The 19,995-nt window shown below is 71.4% G+C and carries 22 protein-coding genes and 1 tRNA gene; 12 read left to right on the top strand and 11 right to left on the bottom strand.

The genetic code is table 11. The features are described 5' to 3' along the window. Nucleotides 1–55: 55 nt before the first annotated feature. The gene (locus tag ACH4MY_RS22260; protein WP_398005460.1) at nucleotides 56–721 is read right to left on the bottom strand and encodes a hypothetical protein; all 666 of its coding nucleotides are present in this window, start codon (nucleotides 719–721) and stop codon (nucleotides 56–58) included. A 47-nt stretch (nucleotides 722–768) separates the two neighbouring features. Here ACH4MY_RS22260 and ACH4MY_RS22255 point away from each other — a divergent pair, with 47 nt between their 5' ends. Continuing rightward, on the top strand, nucleotides 769–957 hold the full coding sequence (locus ACH4MY_RS22255) for a DUF5703 family protein (RefSeq protein ID WP_015032473.1): 189 nt from the start codon (nucleotides 769–771) through the stop codon (nucleotides 955–957). 90 nt (nucleotides 958–1,047) lie between these two features. On the opposite strand, the gene ACH4MY_RS22250 is transcribed toward ACH4MY_RS22255, so the two are convergent. From ACH4MY_RS22250 to ACH4MY_RS22240, 3 genes are all read right to left on the bottom strand, one after another. Then, entirely contained in the window at nucleotides 1,048–1,938 is an 891-nt protein-coding gene (locus ACH4MY_RS22250) for a chaplin (protein ID WP_398005459.1), read from the bottom strand. Nucleotides 1,939–2,076: 138 nt separating this feature from the next. Beyond that, complete coding sequence (chpH, locus tag ACH4MY_RS22245; protein WP_030218232.1) at nucleotides 2,077–2,310, bottom strand: chaplin ChpH; 234 nt, start codon at nucleotides 2,308–2,310, stop codon at nucleotides 2,077–2,079. 127 nt (nucleotides 2,311–2,437) lie between these two features. After that, nucleotides 2,438–3,763 (bottom strand): M20/M25/M40 family metallo-hydrolase, encoded by a 1,326-nt coding sequence (locus tag ACH4MY_RS22240; protein ID WP_398005458.1) that lies wholly within the window; start codon nucleotides 3,761–3,763, stop codon nucleotides 2,438–2,440. A 208-nt stretch (nucleotides 3,764–3,971) separates the two neighbouring features. Here ACH4MY_RS22240 and ACH4MY_RS22235 point away from each other — a divergent pair. After that, nucleotides 3,972–4,059: transfer RNA gene (locus tag ACH4MY_RS22235), tRNA-Leu, on the top strand. Nucleotides 4,060–4,128: 69 nt separating this feature from the next. Then, nucleotides 4,129–5,055 (top strand): pseudouridine synthase, encoded by a 927-nt coding sequence (locus tag ACH4MY_RS22230; RefSeq protein ID WP_398005457.1) that lies wholly within the window; start codon nucleotides 4,129–4,131, stop codon nucleotides 5,053–5,055. On the opposite strand, the gene ACH4MY_RS22225 is transcribed toward ACH4MY_RS22230, so the two are convergent. From ACH4MY_RS22225 to ACH4MY_RS22210, 4 genes are all read right to left on the bottom strand, one after another. Beyond that, nucleotides 5,039–5,668 carry an MBL fold metallo-hydrolase gene (locus tag ACH4MY_RS22225; RefSeq protein WP_398005456.1) on the bottom strand — a complete coding sequence of 210 codons (630 nt, stop codon included), beginning with the start codon at nucleotides 5,666–5,668 and terminating at the stop codon, nucleotides 5,039–5,041. The genes ACH4MY_RS22230 and ACH4MY_RS22225 overlap by 17 nt on opposite strands. After that, nucleotides 5,668–6,753 carry an S-(hydroxymethyl)mycothiol dehydrogenase gene (locus tag ACH4MY_RS22220; protein WP_398005455.1) on the bottom strand — a complete coding sequence of 362 codons (1,086 nt, stop codon included), beginning with the start codon at nucleotides 6,751–6,753 and terminating at the stop codon, nucleotides 5,668–5,670. Before ACH4MY_RS22220 ends, ACH4MY_RS22225 begins: the two co-directional genes overlap by 1 nt. A gap of 120 nt (nucleotides 6,754–6,873) precedes the next feature. Continuing rightward, nucleotides 6,874–8,355, bottom strand: coding sequence for an amino acid permease (locus tag ACH4MY_RS22215; protein WP_398005454.1), 1,482 nt, complete (start codon nucleotides 8,353–8,355; stop codon nucleotides 6,874–6,876). Nucleotides 8,356–8,532: 177 nt separating this feature from the next. Continuing rightward, nucleotides 8,533–9,234, bottom strand: a complete 702-nt coding sequence (locus ACH4MY_RS22210; protein ID WP_398005453.1) for a FadR/GntR family transcriptional regulator — start codon at nucleotides 9,232–9,234, stop codon at nucleotides 8,533–8,535. Nucleotides 9,235–9,383: 149 nt separating this feature from the next. Here ACH4MY_RS22210 and ACH4MY_RS22205 point away from each other — a divergent pair, with 149 nt between their 5' ends. Genes ACH4MY_RS22205 through ACH4MY_RS22195 form a run of 3 tightly spaced genes read left to right on the top strand, consistent with a single transcriptional unit; the run spans nucleotide 9,384 to nucleotide 11,852 of the window. Beyond that, nucleotides 9,384–9,914 carry a gluconokinase gene (locus ACH4MY_RS22205; protein ID WP_398005452.1) on the top strand — a complete coding sequence of 177 codons (531 nt, stop codon included), beginning with the start codon at nucleotides 9,384–9,386 and terminating at the stop codon, nucleotides 9,912–9,914. 43 nt (nucleotides 9,915–9,957) lie between these two features. Further along, nucleotides 9,958–11,355, top strand: coding sequence for a gluconate:H+ symporter (locus ACH4MY_RS22200; protein WP_398005451.1), 1,398 nt, complete (start codon nucleotides 9,958–9,960; stop codon nucleotides 11,353–11,355). A 56-nt stretch (nucleotides 11,356–11,411) separates the two neighbouring features. Further along, nucleotides 11,412–11,852 (top strand): ASCH domain-containing protein, encoded by a 441-nt coding sequence (locus tag ACH4MY_RS22195; protein ID WP_398005450.1) that lies wholly within the window; start codon nucleotides 11,412–11,414, stop codon nucleotides 11,850–11,852. Nucleotides 11,853–11,938: 86 nt separating this feature from the next. On the opposite strand, the gene ACH4MY_RS22190 is transcribed toward ACH4MY_RS22195, so the two are convergent. Beyond that, nucleotides 11,939–13,594 carry an FAD-binding dehydrogenase gene (locus tag ACH4MY_RS22190; protein WP_398005449.1) on the bottom strand — a complete coding sequence of 552 codons (1,656 nt, stop codon included), beginning with the start codon at nucleotides 13,592–13,594 and terminating at the stop codon, nucleotides 11,939–11,941. A gap of 93 nt (nucleotides 13,595–13,687) precedes the next feature. Between ACH4MY_RS22190 and ACH4MY_RS22185 the strand changes: the two genes are divergently transcribed. Genes ACH4MY_RS22185 through ACH4MY_RS22165 form a run of 5 tightly spaced genes read left to right on the top strand, consistent with a single transcriptional unit; the run spans nucleotide 13,688 to nucleotide 16,418 of the window. Further along, entirely contained in the window at nucleotides 13,688–14,341 is a 654-nt protein-coding gene (locus ACH4MY_RS22185) for a TetR/AcrR family transcriptional regulator (protein WP_398005448.1), read from the top strand. Then, nucleotides 14,338–15,102 carry a glucose 1-dehydrogenase gene (locus tag ACH4MY_RS22180; protein WP_398005447.1) on the top strand — a complete coding sequence of 255 codons (765 nt, stop codon included), beginning with the start codon at nucleotides 14,338–14,340 and terminating at the stop codon, nucleotides 15,100–15,102. Before ACH4MY_RS22185 ends, ACH4MY_RS22180 begins: the two co-directional genes overlap by 4 nt. Nucleotides 15,103–15,141: 39 nt before the next feature. Continuing rightward, on the top strand, nucleotides 15,142–15,675 hold the full coding sequence (locus tag ACH4MY_RS22175; protein WP_398005446.1) for an NUDIX domain-containing protein: 534 nt from the start codon (nucleotides 15,142–15,144) through the stop codon (nucleotides 15,673–15,675). Between the two features lie 24 nt (nucleotides 15,676–15,699). Beyond that, on the top strand, nucleotides 15,700–16,095 hold the full coding sequence (locus ACH4MY_RS22170) for a YidH family protein (protein WP_398005445.1): 396 nt from the start codon (nucleotides 15,700–15,702) through the stop codon (nucleotides 16,093–16,095). After that, the gene (locus ACH4MY_RS22165; protein WP_398005444.1) at nucleotides 16,092–16,418 is read left to right on the top strand and encodes a DUF202 domain-containing protein; all 327 of its coding nucleotides are present in this window, start codon (nucleotides 16,092–16,094) and stop codon (nucleotides 16,416–16,418) included. Before ACH4MY_RS22170 ends, ACH4MY_RS22165 begins: the two co-directional genes overlap by 4 nt. Nucleotides 16,419–16,498: 80 nt before the next feature. Here ACH4MY_RS22165 and ACH4MY_RS22160 read toward each other — a convergent pair whose 3' ends face one another. After that, nucleotides 16,499–17,428, bottom strand: a complete 930-nt coding sequence (locus tag ACH4MY_RS22160) for an NADP-dependent oxidoreductase (RefSeq protein WP_398005443.1) — start codon at nucleotides 17,426–17,428, stop codon at nucleotides 16,499–16,501. Nucleotides 17,429–17,624: 196 nt separating this feature from the next. Here ACH4MY_RS22160 and ACH4MY_RS22155 point away from each other — a divergent pair, with 196 nt between their 5' ends. Next, nucleotides 17,625–18,536, top strand: a complete 912-nt coding sequence (locus ACH4MY_RS22155) for an MBL fold metallo-hydrolase (RefSeq protein WP_398005442.1) — start codon at nucleotides 17,625–17,627, stop codon at nucleotides 18,534–18,536. A gap of 52 nt (nucleotides 18,537–18,588) precedes the next feature. Here the strand turns inward: ACH4MY_RS22155 and ACH4MY_RS22150 are convergent, their stop codons facing one another. Then, nucleotides 18,589–19,896 (bottom strand): enolase C-terminal domain-like protein, encoded by a 1,308-nt coding sequence (locus ACH4MY_RS22150; RefSeq protein ID WP_398005441.1) that lies wholly within the window; start codon nucleotides 19,894–19,896, stop codon nucleotides 18,589–18,591. Nucleotides 19,897–19,995 lie beyond the last annotated feature (99 nt).

Below are 19,995 nucleotides of genomic sequence, written 5' to 3'. Positions count from 1 at the left end.
ACGGCGGAGGGCCGGGACATCGTTCGTGGTGTCCCGGCCCTCCGCCGTCTCCCCCTCAGGAGTCGGAGCCGCCGGCCCCTTCCCCCTCGGGTGCGTCGTCGTGGTCGTCCTCGTCGAAGACGGCGCTGACGTCGAAGCGGCAGACGATCCGCTCCGGATCGGCGTGCTCGAAGGGGGCGTTGAGCCACTCCCCCGGATCCGGGAGTTCCTCGGCGGCGGTGACCCAGAGCGTGGAGTCCCCCTCCTCCAGACCGAACTCCTTGTGCCGGGAGGCGATCTCGTCCGGTTCGTACTCGCCGAAGAGCACCCCGAGGGCGGCGAGCGGCGAGACTCCGGCTCTGGCGGCCGGTCCTGTGGTGTCCGGCCCGCCGTCGATCTCGGCGACGCGGCGGGCCTGGGCGAGCAGTCGTTGCGGTTCGGCCACGGCGTAGTCGCGACGGATCAGCAGGCTGAGGGCGTGAGGTTCGTCAGGTCCGGCGTACGGCGGCAGCGCGCCGTCCGCTCCGGGGATCTCGAAGGGAGTGACCTCGTCGTAGCGGTCGTAGAGGAGTTCGTCGTACACCTCGGCCGCCGCGGCGAGGGAGTTGAACGCCTCGTAGACGGCCGTGTCGTCGTCCCCCGTGCGGCGTTCGACCGCCGCGAGGTGACGGTCCAGTGCGGCTTTGACCGCCTCGGCGGCGGCGCGTACCTCGGCAGCGGTGGGCTGCGCAGCATCAGACATGGGACGCACGCTATCCGTAGCGGGCCGGTGCCCGCACAATAGATGCGATGCCGGAATACGAATTTGTCGACGTGTACGTGCCGCGCGGTGTCTCCCGCAAGGAGGCGACGCGGCTGCTGACCGACCATGCCGAGTACGGACACTGGGAGTTGGACCGCCTGAGCCTGCACCGGGACGGGAGTCGCCGAGTGCGGTTGAAGCGGCGGATCATCCGCCAGGTCCGGGCGACCTGGTAGAGCGACGAGAAGGGGCCCCGCGGACTGCGGGGCCCCTTGTGTGTGGTGCGGCGGGCGTGATGCGTGGTGCGCCTCGGACGGCGCGACGGATCAGGCGGCGCTGCGGGTACGGCGGTAGATCAGCGAGCCGGCGAGCAGCAGACCGGCACCGGCGGGGACGATCACACCGAGGGGACCGGCGCCGGTCTCGGCGAGCTCCTCGACGGCCCGGGGCGGAGTGAGGCCGTGCTCACCGGGGGTGTTCGGCCCGATCTCGCCACCGGGGGTACCCGGGTTACCGGGAGTGCCGGGGTTGCCGGGGTTGCCGGGGTTGCCGGGAGTACCCGGGTTCCCAGGAGTACCGGGGTTTCCGGGGTTACCCGGGTTTCCGGGGTTACCCGGGTTGCCAGGATTACCCGGGTTGCCAGGATTACCCGGGTTGCCAGGATTACCCGGGTTACCAGGATTACCCGGGTTACCAGGATTACCCGGGTTACCAGGATTACCCGGGTTTCCGGGGTTTCCGGGGTTACCCGGGTTTCCGGGGTTACCCGGATGCGTCGGCTCGATGCCGTTGGCGCAGTTGTTGCCCGCGGCGGCGTTGCCCAGGCCGATGCCCGTGACGCTGTTGCCGCACACGTTCACGGGGACGTCGACCGGCACCTGGACGGTGTTGCCGGAGCCGACCCCGGGAGAGTTGCCGGTGTGCCCGTCGGCGGAGGAGCCGCCGCCGGGCTTGCCCGGCTTTCCGGGCCTGGAGGTGTTGGCACACTTGTTGCCCATCGCCGGATTCAGCAGTCCGACGACGTTGACGGTGTTTCCGCAGGCGTTCACCGGTACGTGCACCGGGACCTGGACGGAATTTCCGGACGCGACGCCCGGGGAATTCATGGCCGCACCGTTCGCACCGGAATCGGCGTGCGCATAACCGCCGCCGACAGCGGCGAAAACGCCTCCGGCTGCCGCAACGATGACAAGACCCTTGCGCGTGACCTGTCGCATAGCTTTTCCTGCCTGCTCAGCTTCGAAAGAGTGCCACCGGGCACAACACCCGGGGCGGAAATGGCCACCGGCCCCGGAGTGCATGGCACGCACTCCGGGGCCGGACCGGCTCACACCCTCACGGGGCGAGGCACAACGTCAGGCGTTGACGCAGGTGTTGCCGAAGGCGGGGTTCAGCAGGCCGATCACGGAGACCGTGTTGCCGCACAGGTTCACGGGAACGTGAACCGGCACCTGGACGACGTTGCCCGAGAGGACACCGGGGGAACCGATGGCCGCACCCTGGGCACCCGCGTCGGCAACGGCCATGCCCGCACCCGCGAGAACGAGACCGCCAGTGGCAGCCGCAGCAGCGACGACCTTCTTGATCATTATTCCTCCTAGTTGGCAATGCGGCCCCAGCCGCGGACCGCATCACCTGTAACGAGGGGGAATGGTGGGAGCTACGGCCCCCGAGTGCATTCACTCTTTTCGGTCACGGGCAAACGCACGGACGAATTCAGCAGGCGTCGATGAACCGGTCCAGGACGCGGGCGCCGAACTTCAGGCCCTCCACCGGCACCCGCTCGTCCACGCCGTGGAACATGCCGGCGAAGTCGAGCTCCGGCGGCAGCTGGAGCGGGGCGAAGCCGAAGCAGCGGATGCCGAGGTCGTCGAAGGACTTCGCGTCGGTGCCGCCGGAGAGCATGTACGGCACGGCGCGGGCGATCGGGTCCTCGGCGCGCAGCGCCAGCTGCATGGCGTCCACGAGGGCGCCGTCGAAGCTGGTCTCCAGGGCCTTGTCGCCGTGCACGTCCTCGCGCTTCACGTTCGGCCCGAGGATCCGGTCCAGGTCGGCGAGGAACTCCTGCTCGTATCCGGGCAGGAAGCGGCCGTCGACGTGCGCGGTGGCCTGGCCGGGGATCACGTTCACCTTGTAGCCGGCGCCGAGCATGGTGGGGGCGGCCGAGTTCCGCAGGGTGGCGCCGACCATCTTGGCGATGCCGCCGAGCTTGGCGAGGGTGCCGTCCATGTCCTCGGGATCGAGGGGGGTGCCCAGGGCGTCCGACAGCTCGTCCAGGAAGGAGCGCACCGTCTTGGTGACCCGCACCGGCCACTGGTGGCGGCCGAGACGGCCGACGGCCTCGCACAGCTCGGTGATGGCGTTGTCGTTGTTGGTCATCGAGCCGTGACCGGCGGTGCCCTCGACGGTCAGCCGCATCCAGTGCATGCCCTTCTGGGCCGTCTCGACCAGGTAGAGCCGCAGGTTCTCGTTGACGGTGAAGGAGAAGCCGCCGACCTCGCCGATGGCCTCGTCGACCCCGTCGAAGAGGTCCCGGTGCTTGTCGACGAGGTGCCGGGCGCCGTAGGTGCCGCCGGCCTCCTCGTCGGCGAGGAAGGCGAGGACGATGTCGCGCGGGGGCTTGCGGCCGCTGCGCAGCCGGTCCCGTACGACCGCGAGGGTCATCGCGTCCATGTCCTTCATGTCGACGGCCCCGCGGCCCCAGACGCAGCCGTCGGCGATCTCGCCGGAGAAGGGGTGGTGGGTCCAGTCCTCGGCGTTGGCCGGGACGACGTCGGTGTGGCCGTGGATGAGCAGGGCCGGCCGCGACGGGTCCTCGCCCTCGATACGGGCGACGGTGGAGGCCCGCCCCTGGTGCGACTCGATGATCTTCGGCTCGAGTCCGACCTCCGCGAGCTTTTCGGCGATGTACTCCGCCGCCGCCCGCTCGCCCGGGCCGGAGTGGTCGCCGTAGTTGCTGGTGTCGATGCGGATGAGGTCGCGACAGAGGTCCACGACCTCGTTCTCGGCTGTGACGCTTCGGCCCGTGTTCGACTCGCTCACGCTGCTTCCTCCCACTACGTGCCCCACGTGATTGCTTCGGTGCTCGTCCCATCCTCCCGCGTGCCCCCCTCCCCGCCCAAGGGCGGCCCTCGGCCGACATGCGGCTGTCACATGACGGGGGCGCCCGGGGGTGGTGATCGGCCACCCCGAATGTTTGCTATGGTTTTCCTCGTCGGAAGGGCCCAGCGGCACGGAAGACAGACACCTTGTCCGGGTGGCGGAATGGCAGACGCGCTAGCTTGAGGTGCTAGTGCCCTTTATCGGGCGTGGGGGTTCAAGTCCCCCCTCGGACACCACACGGAGTCCCGGTCGATCTCATCGACCGGGACTTTCCGCATGAGTACGCGCTATCACGAGGCGGAGCGGTGAGACGCAGAGCGAAGGCGCCGGCCGCGCCGCTGCCCCAGCGGGACGGGATCGATCCCGTGCGGGTGCGGCTTCCGGAGGATCCGGAGGGTGGCTGGGCGACCGTACGGGAGCATCTGCTCGACCGGTACGCGACGGCCGTCGGGGCCGGGCGGGTCGAGGAGATGCTGCGCGAGGGCCGGTTCGTCGGGGTCGACGGGCCGGTGGCCGGGGACGATCCGTACACCGTGGGCCGGTATCTCTGGTTCCACCGGGACTTTCCCGTGGAGGAGCCGGTGCCGTTCCCGATCGGGGTGGTGTACCGGGACGAGCGGATCGTGGTCGCCGACAAGCCGCACTTCCTCGCCACCATGCCCCGGGGACGCCATGTCACGGAGACCGCGCTCGCGCGGCTGCGGCGGGAGCTGGGGCTGCCGCGGCTCCAGCCCGCGCACCGGCTCGACCGGCTGACGGCGGGGCTGGTGCTCTGTGTCGTGCGGCCCGAGGACCGGGGGGCGTACCAGACGCTGTTCCGGGACCGGCTGGTGCGCAAGGAGTACGAGGCGGTGGCGCCGTACGACCCCGCGGTGGAGCTGCCGGTGACGGTGCGGAGCCGGATCGAGAAGGAGCGCGGGGTGATGGCCGCCCGGGAGGTGCCGGGCGAGCCGAACAGCGAGAGCCGGATCGCGCTGGTGGAGCACCGGGGCGGGCTCGGGCGGTACCGGCTGGTGCCGGAGACCGGGCGGACGCATCAGCTGCGGGTGCACATGAACGCGCTGGGGCTGCCGATCCTGCACGATCCGATCTATCCGCTGGTCCGTGAGGACGGGTCGGAGGACTTCGGGAGGCCGCTGCAACTGCTGGCGCGGACGCTGGAGTTCACCGACCCGTTCACGGGCGTGGCGAGGTCGTTCGAGAGCCGGCTGGCTCTCAGTGGCCTCGGTTGATCCATTCCTGGAGGTGCGGGGCCTCGGCTCCGATCGTGGTGGTGTCGCCGTGGCCGGTGCGTACCACCGTCTCGGGCGGCAGGGTGAGGAGCTTCTCGCGGATCGAGTCGACGATCGTCGGGAAGTCCGAGAAGGACCGGCCGGTGGCGCCGGGGCCGCCCTGGAAGAGGGTGTCGCCGGTGAAGACCGTGCCCAGGTCGGGGGCGTACAGGCAGATGCCGCCGGGGGCGTGGCCCGGGGTGTGCAGGACCGTGAGGTCGGTGCCGGCGATGGTGAGGACCTGACCGTCGGCGAGTTCTCCGTCGGGGCTGTGGTCGGGGTGGGTCTGCTTCCACAGCGGCTGGTCGGCGGGGTGGAGCAGGATGCGGGCGCCGGTGGCGGCCGCGAGCGCCGGGGCCGCGTCGATGTGGTCGTTGTGGGCGTGGGTGCAGACGATGGCGCGCAGGGCGCGGCCGTCCAGGGCGGCGAGGATGGCCTCCGCGTCGTGGGCGGCGTCGATGACGATCGCCTCGGCGTCGTCGCCGACGATCCAGACGTTGTTGTCGACGTCCCAGGTGCCGCCGTCGAGGCTGAAGGTGCCGGAGGTGACGAGGTGGTCGATGCGGGCGCTCATCACAGCACCACCACCGAGCGCAGGACGTCGCCCTCGTGCATGCGGGCGAACGCCTTCTCGATCTCGCCGAGGCCGATGGTCTCGGTGACGAAGGCGGCGAGGTCGATACGGCCCTGCTGGTGCAGGTCGACGAGCATCGGGAAGTCGCGGGAGGGCAGGCAGTCTCCGTACCAGGAGGACTTGAGCGCGCCGCCGCGGCCGAAGACGTCGAGGAGCGGGAGTTCGAGCGTCATCTCGGGGGTGGGGACGCCGACGAGGACGACGGTTCCGGCGAGGTCGCGGGCGTAGAAGGCCTGCTTGTACGTCTCGGGGCGGCCGACGGCCTCGATGACGACGTCGGCGCCGAAGCCGCCGGTGAGCTCGCGGATCGCCTCGACGGGGTCGGTGGAGCGGGAGTTGACGGTGTGGGTGGCGCCCATCGTCTTCGCCGTCTCCAGTTTGCGGTCGTCGATGTCGACGGCGATGATCCTCGCCGCTCCGGCGAGGCGGGAGCCGACGATCGCCGCGTCGCCGACGCCGCCGCAGCCGATGACGGCGACGGTGTCGCCGCGGCCGACGTTCCCGGTGTTGATGGCGGCGCCGATGCCCGCCATCACGCCGCAGCCGAGGAGGCCCGCGATCTCGGGGGCGACGGCGGGGTCGACCTTGGTGCACTGGCCCGCGGCGACCAGGGTCTTCTCGGCGAAGGCGCCGATGCCGAGGGCCGGGGAGAGCTCCGTGCCGTCGAGCAGGGTCATCTTCTGCTTGGCGTTGTGGGTGTCGAAGCAGTACCAGGGGCGGCCCCGCCGGCAGGCGCGACACTGGCCGCACACCGCGCGCCAGTTGAGGATCACGTAGTCGCCGGGCTCGACGTCGGTGACGCCCTCGCCGACCGACTCGACGATTCCGGCGGCCTCGTGGCCGAGGAGGAAGGGGAACTCGTCGTTGATCGCGCCCTGCTTGTAGTGGAGATCGGTGTGGCAGACACCGCAGGCCTGGATCTTCACGACGGCCTCGCCGGGGCCGGGGTCGGGGATGACGATGGTCTCGACCCGTACGGGTTCGTTCCTGCCGGGGGCGATGACCCCCTGGACGTGCTGCGGCATCGCGAACTTCCCTTCCTCCGACCGGATCTTGTAAGGCTCTTGCGTACCACTATCTCCTGACAAAAGGCGAGTCCCCCGCAGGCCGTGCCTGCGGGGGACTCGCCGATCGCGTGGGGGAGGTCAGTCCCGGGCCGTGGCCGGGCTCGTCGCGGCGGTCGCCGCGACGGTCGTCCGGACCCGCTTGCGGACCAGGAACCAGCCGCCGACGAGGGCCGCGGCGATGAGCGGCAGACAGGCGACGGTGGTGCGGCCGACGCCGCCGTCCATCCACATCAGGACGAGGACGGAGGCGAGGAAGACCAGGGTCACGATCTGGGTGTAGGGGGCCCAGGGCAGGTTGTAGCCGGGGCGGGTGAGCTTGCCCTGCTGCGCGTTGCGCCAGAACAGCAGGGAGCAGACCATGATCATGGCCCAGGTGCCGATGATGCCGATCGAGGCGAAGTTGAGGACCAGTTCGAAGGCCTCGCCGGGCATCACGTAGTTGAGGGCGACGCCGAGGACGCCGAAGCCCGCGGTGAGCAGGATGCCGCCGTAGGGGACGCCGCCCCTGTTCATGACGCCGGTGAACTTGGGCGCGGAGCCGGAGAGCGACATGGAGCGCAGGATGCGGCCGGTGGAGTAGAGGCCCGAGTTGAGGCTGGAGAGCGCGGCCGTGAGGACGACGAGGTTCATGACGCCCGCGGCGCCGGGGATGCCCAGCTTGTCGAAGACGGTGACGAAGGGGCTCTGGTCGCCGGAGTACGCGGTGTACGGGAGGATCAGCGCCAGCAGGACGACGGAGCCGACGTAGAAGAGGCCCACGCGCCACATGATCGAGTTGATCGCCTTCGGCATGATCTTCTCGGGGTTCTCGGTCTCGCCGGCGGCGACGCCGCACAGCTCGACGGAGGCGTAGGCGAAGACGACGCCCTGGATGAGCAGCAGCATCGGCATCATGCCGTTGGGGAAGATGCCGCCGTTGTCGGTGATGTTGCCGAGGCCCGGGGTGTGCCCGCCGACGTCGTGCGAGGTGACGATGAGGAAGATGCCGATCAGCATGAAGGCGACCAGGGCGCCGACCTTGATGATCGCGAACCAGAACTCCATCTCGCCGAAGTACTTCACGGAGATGAGGTTGGCGGCGAGGACGACCGCGAGGGCGATCAGGGCGAGGACCCACTGCGGGACGTCGCTGAACATCGACCAGAAGTGGGCGTAGGTGGCGGCCGCGGTGATGTCGGCGACGGCGGTGGTCGACCAGTTGAGGAAGTACAGCCAGCCGGCCGTGTAGGCGCCCTTCTCGCCCATGAACTCACGGGCGTAGGAGACGAAGGCGCCGGACGAGGGGCGGTAGAGCACCAGCTCGCCGAGGGCCCGCACCACGAAGAAGGCGAAGACGCCGCAGACGGCGTAGGCGATGAAGAGGGAGGGGCCCGCCTGGGACATCCGGCCACCGGCGCCCAGGAAGAGGCCGGTGCCGATGGCGCCGCCGATGGCGATCATGTTGATGTGCCGGGACTTGAGGTCCTTGCGGTATCCGGCGTCGCCGGCGTCGACGTGGGGGGCGGCCGGGTTCGCCGGTGCGGCGGACAGCGGGTCGGCCGCGATGACGCGGTCACTCATGGAGTTGTTCGCCTTCGTGAGGGGGCAGTGCGGTACCCGGCCGTGCGTGAAGGGGGGTCTCCCCGGCACGGCCAGCGCACATCCTCACGGCAACCGGCGGTCACTGACTGTGGCGCATGTCACTGAACGCCCATATTTGAGCTAGTTCAGAGCTTGACGGCGCCTTCGCGCGGCCTTCTACGGAGCGAGGACGTCCAGTTCCTGGAGGGCGCCGACCGCGATCTGCCGGGTGAGCTCCTCGGCGCGGGCCGCGTCCCGCTCCCGTACGGCCTGGGCGACCTGGACGTGGAGGGTGACGGCGGCCGGGTCGGGGTCCTCGAACATCACGTGGTGGTGGGTGCGGCCGGTGAGGACCTCGGCGACGACGTCACCGAGGCGGGCGAACATCTCGTTCCCCGAGGCGTCGAGCACGACGCGGTGGAAGGCGATGTCGTGGACGAGGTACTCCTCCAGGCGCCGGCCGCGCGAGGTGGCGACCATGCCGAGGGCCTGTTCGGTGAGTTCGCGGCACTGCTCGGGGGTGGCGTTCACGGCGGCCAGGCCGGCGGCGACGGGCTCGACGGCCGAGCGGAGCACGGTCAGCGAGCGGAGCTGGCGGGGCCGGTCGGCGCCGGCCAGGCGCCAGCGGATGACCTGGGGGTCGTACACGTTCCAGCTCGGGGTGGGGAGCACGGTGACGCCGACGCGCCGGCGGGACTCGACGAGGTGCATGGACTCCAGGACGCGGACTACCTCGCGGACCACGGTCCGGGAGACGTCGAAGCGCTGGGCGAGCTCGTCGGTGCGCAGCACGGTGCCCGGCGGGTACTCCCCCGCGGTGATCGCGAGACCCAGGGTGGCGAGGACCTGCGAGTGAAGCCCCTGGGCCGGTGTCGTCATGGTGGCAAGCCTATGCGCGCTCGCCGGGATGATCGCATCGGGAATTAAAAGTACTACTTTTATGTCCCACAGCCTCTTGAATACGTCGTACCCAATGGGTTTCATGGGCGCGACACATCGATGTCGAAGAAGACAGCGAGGCACCACCCATGAGCACCGCCCCCCAGCCCAGGACGACGGCAGTCGTCGTCGTCATGGGCGTCGCCGGGACCGGCAAGACCACGATCGGCCCCCTGGTCGCCCAGGCCCTGGGCCTCCCCTACGCGGAGGGCGACGACTTCCACCCCGCCGCGAACGTGGCCAAGATGTCGGCCGGCACCCCCCTCGACGACACCGACAGGGAGCCCTGGCTCGACGCCATCGGACGGTGGGCGCACGAGCGGGCCGGGCTCGGAGGCGTGGTGAGCAGCTCCGCGCTCAAGCGGAACTACCGGGACCGGCTGCGCGCCGCGGCCCCCGGTGTGGTCTTCCTCCATCTGACCGGCGACCGGGAGCTCATCGAGCAGCGCATGGGGGCCCGCCGGGGCCACTTCATGCCGACGGCGCTCCTCGACTCCCAGTTCGCCACCCTGCAGCCGCTGCAGGACGACGAGGCCGGCGTCGCCGTCGACGTGTCCGGCACCCCCGAGGACATCTCCGCCCGGGCCGTCGCCGCACTGCGCGGCCTCGCCACCCGCTGACCCTCGTCCCCTCCCCTTCCCCGCCCGTACGAAGGACACCACCGTGACCAGTCTCAGCGTCGAGATCCTGGCAGCGGACGCCGCCGAACCCATCACTTCGGCAGGCAACGCCCAGCTCGGCATCGCCGTACTCGCCGGCATCGCCGTCATCGTCGTGCTCATCACCAAGTTCAAGCTGCATGCGTTCCTGGCGCTGACCATCGGGTCGCTCGCGCTCGGCGCCTTCGCCGGAGCGCCCCTCGCGGACGCCATCAAGTCCTTCACCACCGGCCTCGGCGCGACCGTCGCCGGCGTGGGTGTGCTGATCGCCCTCGGCGCGATCCTCGGCAAGCTCCTCGCCGACTCGGGCGGCGCCGACCAGATCGTCGACACGATCCTGGCCAGGGCGAGCGGCCGGGCGATGCCCTGGGCCATGGTCCTCATCGCCTCGGTGATCGGCCTGCCGCTCTTCTTCGAGGTCGGCATCGTCCTGCTGATCCCGGTCGTCCTCATGGTCGCCAAGCGCGGCAACTACTCCCTGATGCGGATCGGCATCCCGGCCCTCGCCGGACTGTCCGTGATGCACGGACTCATCCCGCCGCACCCCGGCCCGCTCGTCGCCATCGACGCGGTCGGCGCCAACCTGGGCGTCACCCTCGCCCTCGGTCTCGTCGTCGCCGTCCCGACCGTGATCATCGCCGGCCCGGTCTTCTCCCGGTACGCCGCCCGCTGGGTGGACATCCAGGCCCCCGACAACATGATCCCGGCCCGGCCCTCCGAGGACCTGGAGAAGCGTCCCGGCTTCGGCGTCACCGTCGCGACCGTGCTGCTTCCCGTCGTCCTGATGCTGGTCAAGGCGCTCGTGGACATCGTCGTCGACGACCCCGAGAACGGCGTCCAGAAGGTCACCGACGTCATCGGCTCCCCGTTGATCGCCCTGCTCGCCGCCGTCATAGTCGCCCTCTTCACCCTGGGCCGCGCGGCCGGCTTCACCAAGGAGCGGCTCTCCTCCACCGTCGAGAAGTCCCTCGCCCCGATCGCGGGCGTGCTGCTGATCGTCGGCGCGGGCGGCGGCTTCAAGCAGACGCTGATCGACATCGGCGTCGGCCAGATGATCCTGGACTTCTCCGAGAACTGGTCCATCCCGGCCCTGCTGCTCGCCTGGCTGATCGCGGTGGCGATCCGGCTGGCGACGGGCTCCGCGACGGTGGCGACGATCTCGGCCGCCGGGCTGGTCGCCCCGCTGGCGGAGGGCATGTCGACCGGGGAGACCTCGCTGCTCGTCCTGGCGATCGGTGCGGGTTCGCTCTTCTTCAGCCACGTCAACGACGCTGGGTTCTGGCTGGTGAAGGAGTACTTCGGCATGAGCGTCGGCCAGACGATCAAGACCTGGTCGGTGATGGAGACGATCATCTCGGTCGTGGGCATCGTGTTCGTGCTGCTGCTGTCGCTGGTGTTGTAGCCGCGGCTCCTCGCGTACGGCTCCGAGGGCCGGTCGTGGCTGACACACTGTCGGCCATGACCGGCCCTCACGCGCTCAAGCCCTTCCTCCTCGCCTTTCCCGGTCCCCTGCGGGACCGGCTGGTGGCGGCGGTCCTCTCCGGCGAGAAGGTCGCCACGACGGGGCTCCTCGTGGAGTACGAGGTCGAGAACGAGGAGCTGCCGGAGGCCGGCGAACGCTCGGCGCTCATCGACTCGGACGGGCGCGAGGTGGCGGTCGTCGAGCTGACGGAGGTCCAGGTCCTGCCCCTGGGCGAGGCGGACCTCCGGCTCGCGCTCGACGAGGGCGAGGGGTTCCTTTCGGTGCCGCAGTGGCGGGAGGCGCACGAGCGCTTCTGGCACAGCGAGGAGATGCGGGAGGGGCTGGGCGACCCCGGGTTCGTGGTGGACGACTCGACGATGGTGGTGGTGGAGCGGTTCAGGGTGGTCGAGTCTCCGGAGGCGGCTCAGGGGGACTGAGGGGGGCCGGGGGCGGCCGGTGAGGAGCCCCTTACCGCCGCCACCGGCCCTGATCGCCATGTCCTGCCCCTGCGGGGAGCCCTACGTCAGCTCACCGCCTTGGCCGCCGCCCGGCCCGCCGCCCTTCCCGAGAAGATGCAGCCGCCGAGGAAGGTGCCTTCGAGGGAGCGGTAGCCGTGGACTCCGCCGCCGCCGAAGCCGGCCGCCTCGCCCGCCGCGTACAGGCCCTCCAGCGGCTCGCCGCCTTCCGTCAGGACGCGGGAGTCGAGATCGGTCTCCAGGCCGCCGAGGGACTTGCGGGTGAGGATGTTGAGGCGGACGGCGATCAGCGGGCCGGCCTTGGGGTCGAGGATGCGGTGCGGGGTCGCGGTGCGGATGAGTTTGTCGCCCAGGTAGCGGCGGGCGCCGTGGATCGCCGTGACCTGGAGGTCCTTGGTGAAGGGGTTGGCGATCTCGCGGTCGCGCGCGGTGATCTCGTGGCGCAGCGCCGTCTCGTCGATCAGGTCCTCGCCGGTGATCCGGTTCATGCCCCGGACGAGGGCGGAGAGGTCGTTCTCGACGACGAAGTCGACGCCCTTGTCCATGAACGCCCGGACCGGGCCCGGCACGTCGGCGCGGGCGCGGCCGATCACGTCGCGGATCGACTTGCCGGTGAGGTCGGGGTTCTGCTCGGAGCCGGAGAGGGCGAACTCCTTGCCGATGATCTTCTTGTCGAGGACGAACCAGGTGTGGTCGTGGCCGGTCCGCATGATGTGTTCGAGCGTGCCGAGGGTGTCGAAGCCGGGGAACAGCGGGACGGGCAGCCGCTTGCCGGTCGCGTCCAGCCAGAGGGAGGACGGTCCGGGCAGGATGCGGATGCCGTGCCGGGCCCAGATCGGATTCCAGTTCTCGATGCCCTCGGTGTAGTGCCACATCCGGTCGCGGTTGATGTGGTGGGCGCCGGCCTTCTCGGCGATGCCGAGCATCAGGCCGTCGACATGGGCGGGGACGCCGGAGAGCATCCGGGCGGGCGGGGTGCCGAGGCGTTCGGGCCACTGGGCGCGGACGAGCTCGTGGTTGCCGCCGATGCCGCCCGAGGTGACGATCACGGCCTGGGCGCGCAGTTCGAAGGTGCCGGTGGACGTGCGGGTGCTCGCGGCGCCGCGCTCCGCGGTGGAGGGTTCCAGGATCTCGCCGGTGACGGTGTCGACGGCTCCGGCGGTGCGGCCGAGGCCGGTGACCCGGTGGCGGAAGCGGAGCTGGACGAGGCCGCGGGCGACGCCCTCGCGGACGCGCTGCTCGAAGGGGGCGACGAGGCCGGGGCCCGTACCCCAGGTGATGTGGAAGCGGGGTACGGAGTTGCCGTGGCCGTTGGCGTCGTAGCCGCCGCGCTCGGCCCAGCCGACGACGGGGAAGAAGCGCACCCCGCGCGCGTGGAGCCAGGAGCGCTTCTCGCCGGCGGCGAAGTCGACGTACGCCTCGGCCCACTTCTTCGGCCAGTCGTCCTCGGTCCGGTCGAAGCCGGCGGTGCCGTACCAGTCCTGGAGGGCGAGGGCGTGGCTGTCCTTGACGCGCATCCTGCGCTGCTCGGGCGAGTCGACGAGGAAGAGCCCTCCGAAGGACCAGTGGGCCTGGCCGCCGAGGGACTGCTCGGGTTCCTGGTCGAGGAGGATCACGGTGCGGCCGGCTTCGACCAGCTCGGCGGTGGCGACGAGCCCGGCGAGGCCGGCCCCGATCACGATGACATCGGCGTCGTAGGACATGGACCGCATCTTGGATACACGGATGTATCGAGTCAACCTTTTCGCCTGTCACCGGCCCTCCCGTTTTCTAATGTCGAGCATTAATATGAATGCATGGCAAGGACATCGGGGCCCGAGACCCGGGACAGACTGATCCGTGCGGCGGAGGAGCTCTTCGCCGCCCAGGGCGTTCACGGCGCACAGCTGCGGGACGTCGTGGCCCGCGCCGGGCAGGCCAATCCCTCCGCCGTGCAGTACCACTTCGGCTCGCGCGCCGGGCTGCTCGACGCGGTGATGGCGGGCCGCCAGGTCCGTACGGAGGGCGTGCTCGCCCCGCTGCTCGCGGCGGCCCCCGACGAGCTCCGCCCCCTGGTCGCGGCCCTCGTCACCGCCGAGGCGAGCGAGCTGGGCACCGACCGGGGCCGCCGCTGCCTGCGGATCTCCGCACAGCTCAGCCATGAGAGCGGGGTACGCACCCGCACCCCCCATCCGACGCTCGCCGGCACCGGCTACTGGCGGCTGATCGAGCGGATCGCGGACCGGCTGGCCGCCGGCGGACTGCCCGAGCCCCTGCTCCTGGAGCGCCTCGACCTGGCGCTGACCGTGGTGGGCGCGGCGATGGCGGACCGGGCCCGGCAGTACCTCGACGGCTCCGAACCCCTCACCGGCGAGGTGCTCTTCCTCGCCGACCTGGTCGAGACCACGACCGCCCTGCTGCGTGCCGCACAGCCGGAGCAGGAGCACCTCCCCCGAAAGGATCTTTCATGAACGACCTCACCGGCAGGACCGTCCTCGTCACCGGCGGCGCCCGCGGGCTGGGCGCGGAGGCCGCCCGGCGGGCGGTCGCGGCCGGCGCGAACGTCGTCGTCACCGACGTGCTCGACGAGGAGGGCAGGGCGACCGCCGAGGCACTCGGCGAGCGGGCCCGGTACCTCCACCACGACGTGACCTCCGAGGAGGAGTGGGCGGCGGCCGTCGCGTTCGCGGTGGCGGAGTTCGGCGGGCTGCACGGCCTGGTGAACAACGCGGGCATCTCCACCGGCGCGTTCCTGGAGACCGAGTCCGTCGAGCACTTCCGCAAGGTCCTCGACATCAACCTGACCGGTGTCTTCATCGGCATGAAGGCCGCGATACCGGCGATGAAGGAGGCCGGCGGCGGCTCGATCGTCAACATCTCCTCGGCCGCGGGCCTGATGGGCCTGGCGCTGACCGCCGGGTACGGCGCCTCCAAGTGGGGCGTGCGCGGTCTGACCAAGATCGGCGCGGTGGAGCTCGGCACGGCGCGGATCCGCGTCAACTCCGTCCACCCGGGCATGACGTACACCCCGATGACGGCCTCCGTCGGCATCGAGCGGGGCGAGGGCAAGTACCCGAACACACCGATGGGCCGGGTCGGCGAGCCCGACGAGATCGCGGGCGCGGTCGTCTTCCTGCTGTCGGACGCCGCGTCGTACGTGACGGGCGCGGAGCTGGCGGTGGACGGCGGCTGGACCACCGGGCCGACGGTCGAGTACGTCATGGGGCAGTGACACCGCTCGCCGCCCGGCCGCTCCTGCTTGGATGGCGCGATGAGCGCCGCTGAAGAGATTCTCGATGTCGTCGACGAGCACGACCGGGTGATCGGGCAGGCCCCGCGCGGTGAGGTGTACGCGCGGGGCCTGATCCATCGCTGCGTCTTCGTCCGGGTCCGGGACGCCGAGGGCCGGATCTTCGTGCACCGCAGGACGCCGGCCAAGCTGGTCTTCCCCTCGATGTACGACATGTTCGTCGGCGGGGTCGTCGGCGCGGGCGAGTCCTACGACGAGGCCGCGCTGCGCGAGGCGGAGGAGGAACTCGGGGTGCGGGGCCTGCCCCGGCCCGAGCCCGTCCTGACCTTCCTGTACGACTCCGCGGGCGTGGCCGGCAAGTGGTGGTCGGCGGTCTACGAGGTGCGGTGCGACCTGCCGGTGAACCCGCAGGTGGAGGAGGTCGCCTGGCACGCCTTCCTGACGGAGGAGGAGCTCGGCGCGCGGCTCGGGGAATGGGCGTGGGTGCCGGACGGGCTCGCCGCGTACGAGCGGCTGCGGGAACCCGGGGCCGGTGAGGTGCGACCGGCGGGGTGATCACCCGAACGTTAGGGTGCACGTGTGAGCGATTTCGTACAGGGCCTGCGGCTGTGGTTCGCACCGCAGCGGATCCGGGACGAGGGAGAGACCCCCGACTACCGGTTCTCCCTCGCCAACGAGCGGACCTTCCTGGCCTGGATCCGGACCGCGCTCGCCCTGGTCGGCGGCGGTTTCGCCGTCGACCAGTTCCTGCCGGACCTGCGCTGGGGCGTCCGCGTCGGGCTCGCGCTCGCGCTGCTCGCGGCCGGGGTGCTCTGTGCGCTGCGGGCGGTCAACCACTGGGTGCGCTGCGAGCGGGCCATGCGGCGCGGCGAGGATCTGCCGGGGTCCCGGTTCCCGGCGGTACTGAGTCTGGTCGTGGCGGTGGTCGCCGTCGCGATGGTCGTGGTCGTGCTCTTCGGCTGGGCGGGGCGGTGACCGGGGCCGCCGCCGGCACGGACACGCGTGATCCCGGGCTCCAGCCGGAGCGGACCCGGCTCGCGTGGCGGCGTACGACCCTGTCGTGCACGGTGGTGGCGGTGCTCGCCGTCAAGCTGGCCGTGAGCGACGACTTCACCGCCGTGGGGGTCACCGGGCTCGCGCTGTCGGCGCTCGTGTGGATCGGTTTCCTGGCCGTCGCCCACCGCCGGATCCGCTCCCTGAGCACGGCCAGGCCGGGGCCCCTCTCCCACCGGGGCGCGCTGCTCGCGGCCCTCTGCACGATCGCGCTCGCCGTGTTCGGGGCGGCGCTGATCTGGTGAGACGCCGCCCCGGGGGTTCCGGGGCGGGCTTCGGGTGTGCCGGGGGCGTGCTCCTGAGGGCGGGATTCAGGGGACGGGATTCAGGGGACGGTGACGACGACCTTGCCGTTCAGGCCGCCCGCGGCGTTCGCGCGCTGCGCGTCCGCCGCCTGTTCCAGCGGGAACGTCCGGGCCACCCGTACGGACAGAACGCCCTCGTCGACCAGGTCGGCGAGGGCCGCGAGGTCCACGGGGTCGGGGCGCACCCAGAAGTAGCGGCCGCCGAGGGCCAGGACCTCGCCGTCGGCGATCGAGGCGAGCCGGCCGCCGGGGGCCATGAGGCCGGCGGAGATCGGCAGGAACGGTCCCCCGACGGTGTCGAGGACGGCGTCCACGCCCAGCGGGGCGAGGGCCCGGACCTGGTCGGCGAAGGTCTCCTCGTCGTAGCGGACCGGTTCGGCGCCGAGCTCCGCGACCCGGTCGAGGCCCGCCTCCCGGGCCGCGCCGATGACCCGGCAGCCGAGGTGGCGGGCGATCTGCACGGCCATGGAGCCGACCCCGCCGGCCGCCGCGTGGACGAGGACGGTGTCGCCGGGGCGGACGGTGAGGGCCCGGTGGAGCGCCTGGTACGCGGTGAGGCCGACCAGCGGCAGCGCCGCGGACTCCTCGAAGCCGAGGGTGCGCGGCTTGCGGGCGAGGGTGCGGACGGGGGCGGCGACGTACTCGGCGAAGGTGCCCCGGGAGAGGAAGTCCTCGCGGACGTATCCCATGACCTCGTCGCCCTCGGCGAACTCGGTGACGGAGACCCCGGGCCGGACGACGACACCGGAGACGTCCCAGCCGGGGATGACGGGGAAGACCGCGTCCATCATGCCGTCGAGGTACCCGGCCTGGCACTTCCAGTCGACCGGGTTGACCGAGGCGGCCCGCACCTCGACCAGGACCGCGTCGGGTCCGATCTTGGGGTCGGGGTGCTCGCCGTACTCCAGGACCTCGGGACCGCCGTACCGGCTGTAGCTGATCGCCTTCATACCCCCGACCCTCGGTGCAGGCGTGTCCGCCCGCAAGCCGGGGAGGTACGGGCGGGGCAGCCGCCCGGCCCGCGCCCTCCCGGTCACGGCCGGGCGGGCGCGGCCCCGGCCCGCGCCCGTACCGCCGGTTTCCCCCGGCCTCGGGCAACTGGCACTCTTCCTCTGTCCAGTTGGGCTCACACCCGGGGGAATCCCTTTGTCTGCCACCGATCCCTATGTGGTCGCGCTCGCGCCGAACGTCCACGCCTTCGTCCAGCCCGACGGCGGCTGGTGCCTGAACAACGCCGGCTTCCTCGGCGACGCGCGCGAGTCGCTGCTCGTCGACACGGCCGCCACCGAGCGCCGGGCCCGGCTGCTGCGGGAGGCGGTCCTCGCGGAGGGCCTGCCGCTGCCGGGGACGATCGTCTCCACCCACCACCACGGCGACCACACCTACGGCAACGGGGTGTTCCTGCCGGAGGCCCGGATCGTCGGGCACGAGAACTGCCGGAGCGAACAGCTGGAGGCCGGTCACCAGCTCCATCTGCTCTGGCCGCAGACCGACTTCGGCAAGGTCGACATCCTGCCGCCGTCCGTCACCTACCGGGACCGGCTGACGCTGTACGTCGGCGCGATCGAGGTGCGGGTCCTCCACCCGGGGCCCGCGCACACCACCGGGGACTCGATCGTGCACCTTCCCGAGCAGGGCGTGGTCTTCACCGGTGACCTGGTCTTCCACGGCGGGACGCCGTTCCTGCCGATGGGTTCGCTCGCCGGGTCGCTGCGGGCGCTCGACCTGCTGCGCTCCCTCGACGCGCCGACGGTGGTGCCGGGGCACGGGCGGGTGACCGACCCCTCGGCGTACGACGCCACGGAGCGGTATCTGCTGTGGGTGCGGGAGCTGGCCGCGGAGGGGTACGCCGAGGGGGCGACGCCGCTGGAGACGGCGCGGCGGGCGGAGCTCGGCGAGTTCGCGGCGTGGCGGGAGAGCGAGCGTCTGGTGGCGAACCTGCACCGGGCGTACGCGGAGCTCGCGGGGCTTCCGGAGGGCTCGCCGCTCGACCCCGTCGAGGTCTTCGGCGACATGGCCGCGATGAACGGCGGGGTGCCGGTGGCCTGCCACGCGTGACGGTGGAGTGCCGGTGGCCACCCACGCGTGGCCGCGTGGGTGGCCGCGAAGGTCACCAGCGGGGGATCTTCGGGGTGTGCCACTCCGGGTCCGCGACGCGCATCGCCGCCGCGTCGTCGCGGTCCCGGTGGGTCCCGTCGTCGTCGAGCCAGCGGCGGTGCAGGGCGGCGAGCGCGGCCCGGTCGAGGTCGACGCCGAGACCGGGCGCGTCGGAGACGGCGAGCCGCCCGTCCCGGAAGACGGGGCGGGTGGTGACGACGTCCTCCGTCTGCCACGGATAGTGGGTGTCGCAGGCATGGTGGAGCTCGGGCAGGGTGGCGGCGACCTGGGTCATCGCGGCGAGGCTGATGCCCAGGTGGGTGTTGGAGTGCATGGAGAGCCCGACGCCGTACGTCCGGCAGAGCGCGGCCAGTTCGCGGGTGCGCCCGAGGCCGCCCCAGTAGTGGTGGTCGCAGAGGACGATCCGTACCGCCCCCTTCGCGAAGGCCTCCGGGACCTCCTCGAAGGTGGTCACGCACATGTTGGTGGCGAGCGGCACGTCCGTGCGGGCGGCGATCTCGGCCATCGCGTCGGTGCCGCTCGCCGGGTCCTCCAAGTACTCCAGGACGTCGCTCAGTTCGTGCGCGACGGCGAGCGAGGTCTCCACGGACCAGGCGCCGTTGGGGTCGAGCCGGAGCGGGCGGCCGGGGAACGCCTCGGCGAGCGCGCGGATCGCGGCGATCTCCCGCTCGGGTTCGAAGACCCCGCCCTTGAGCTTGAAGGAGCGGAAGCCGTACGCACGGTCGAAGCGGCGGGCCTGGGCGACGATGCCGGCGGGGTCGAGGGCCGGTCCCCAGTCGTCGGCCGGCTCCGGGGTGTCCGCGCCGGGGTGGGCGGCCCAGCGGTAGAAGAGGTAGGCGCTGTATTCGACCGTGTCGCGGACCTTGCCGCCGAGCAGGGCGTGGACGGGCAGGCCGAGGGTCTTGCCGAGGGCGTCGAGGCAGGCGGTCTCGAAGGCGGAGACGACGGAGAGGCGGAGCTTGTCGGCGGTGCGGACTCCGCGCAGGCCGCCGGCGTCGACCCCCTCCTCGCCAGCCGCGGGGGCCGAGCGGTGGGGATCCGTCTCTTCGGCGAGCGCGAAAAGACCGTTCATGTCCGTGACCGGCCGCCCCGGGAGCGCTTCGGCCAGCGGCCGGGCGAGGTCCAGGTACACGCCGTCGCCGTAGGTCTCCCCCAGGCCGCTCACTCCTCCCCTCGTGATCACTTCGACCACGAGCCGGGGCGTCAGGGGCTGGTGCACCCCCTGGACGTTGAGGAGAGGCGGGTCGGAGATGAGGATCGGGGTCAGCCGGACTTCGTCGACGATCAGCTTCGCATCCATATGTGAACTCTATTCAGAGACACGATCGGCGACCAGAGGGCGGGGCCCGCTTTCCCGGCACGCCTCTGGACGACATACCGACTGGTCGGTCATCATGAA

Source organism: Streptomyces sp. NPDC017246 (assembly GCF_044331325.1).
GTDB lineage: Bacteria > Actinomycetota > Actinomycetes > Streptomycetales > Streptomycetaceae > Streptomyces.
This window is presented reverse-complemented; position numbering and strand designations above follow the sequence as displayed.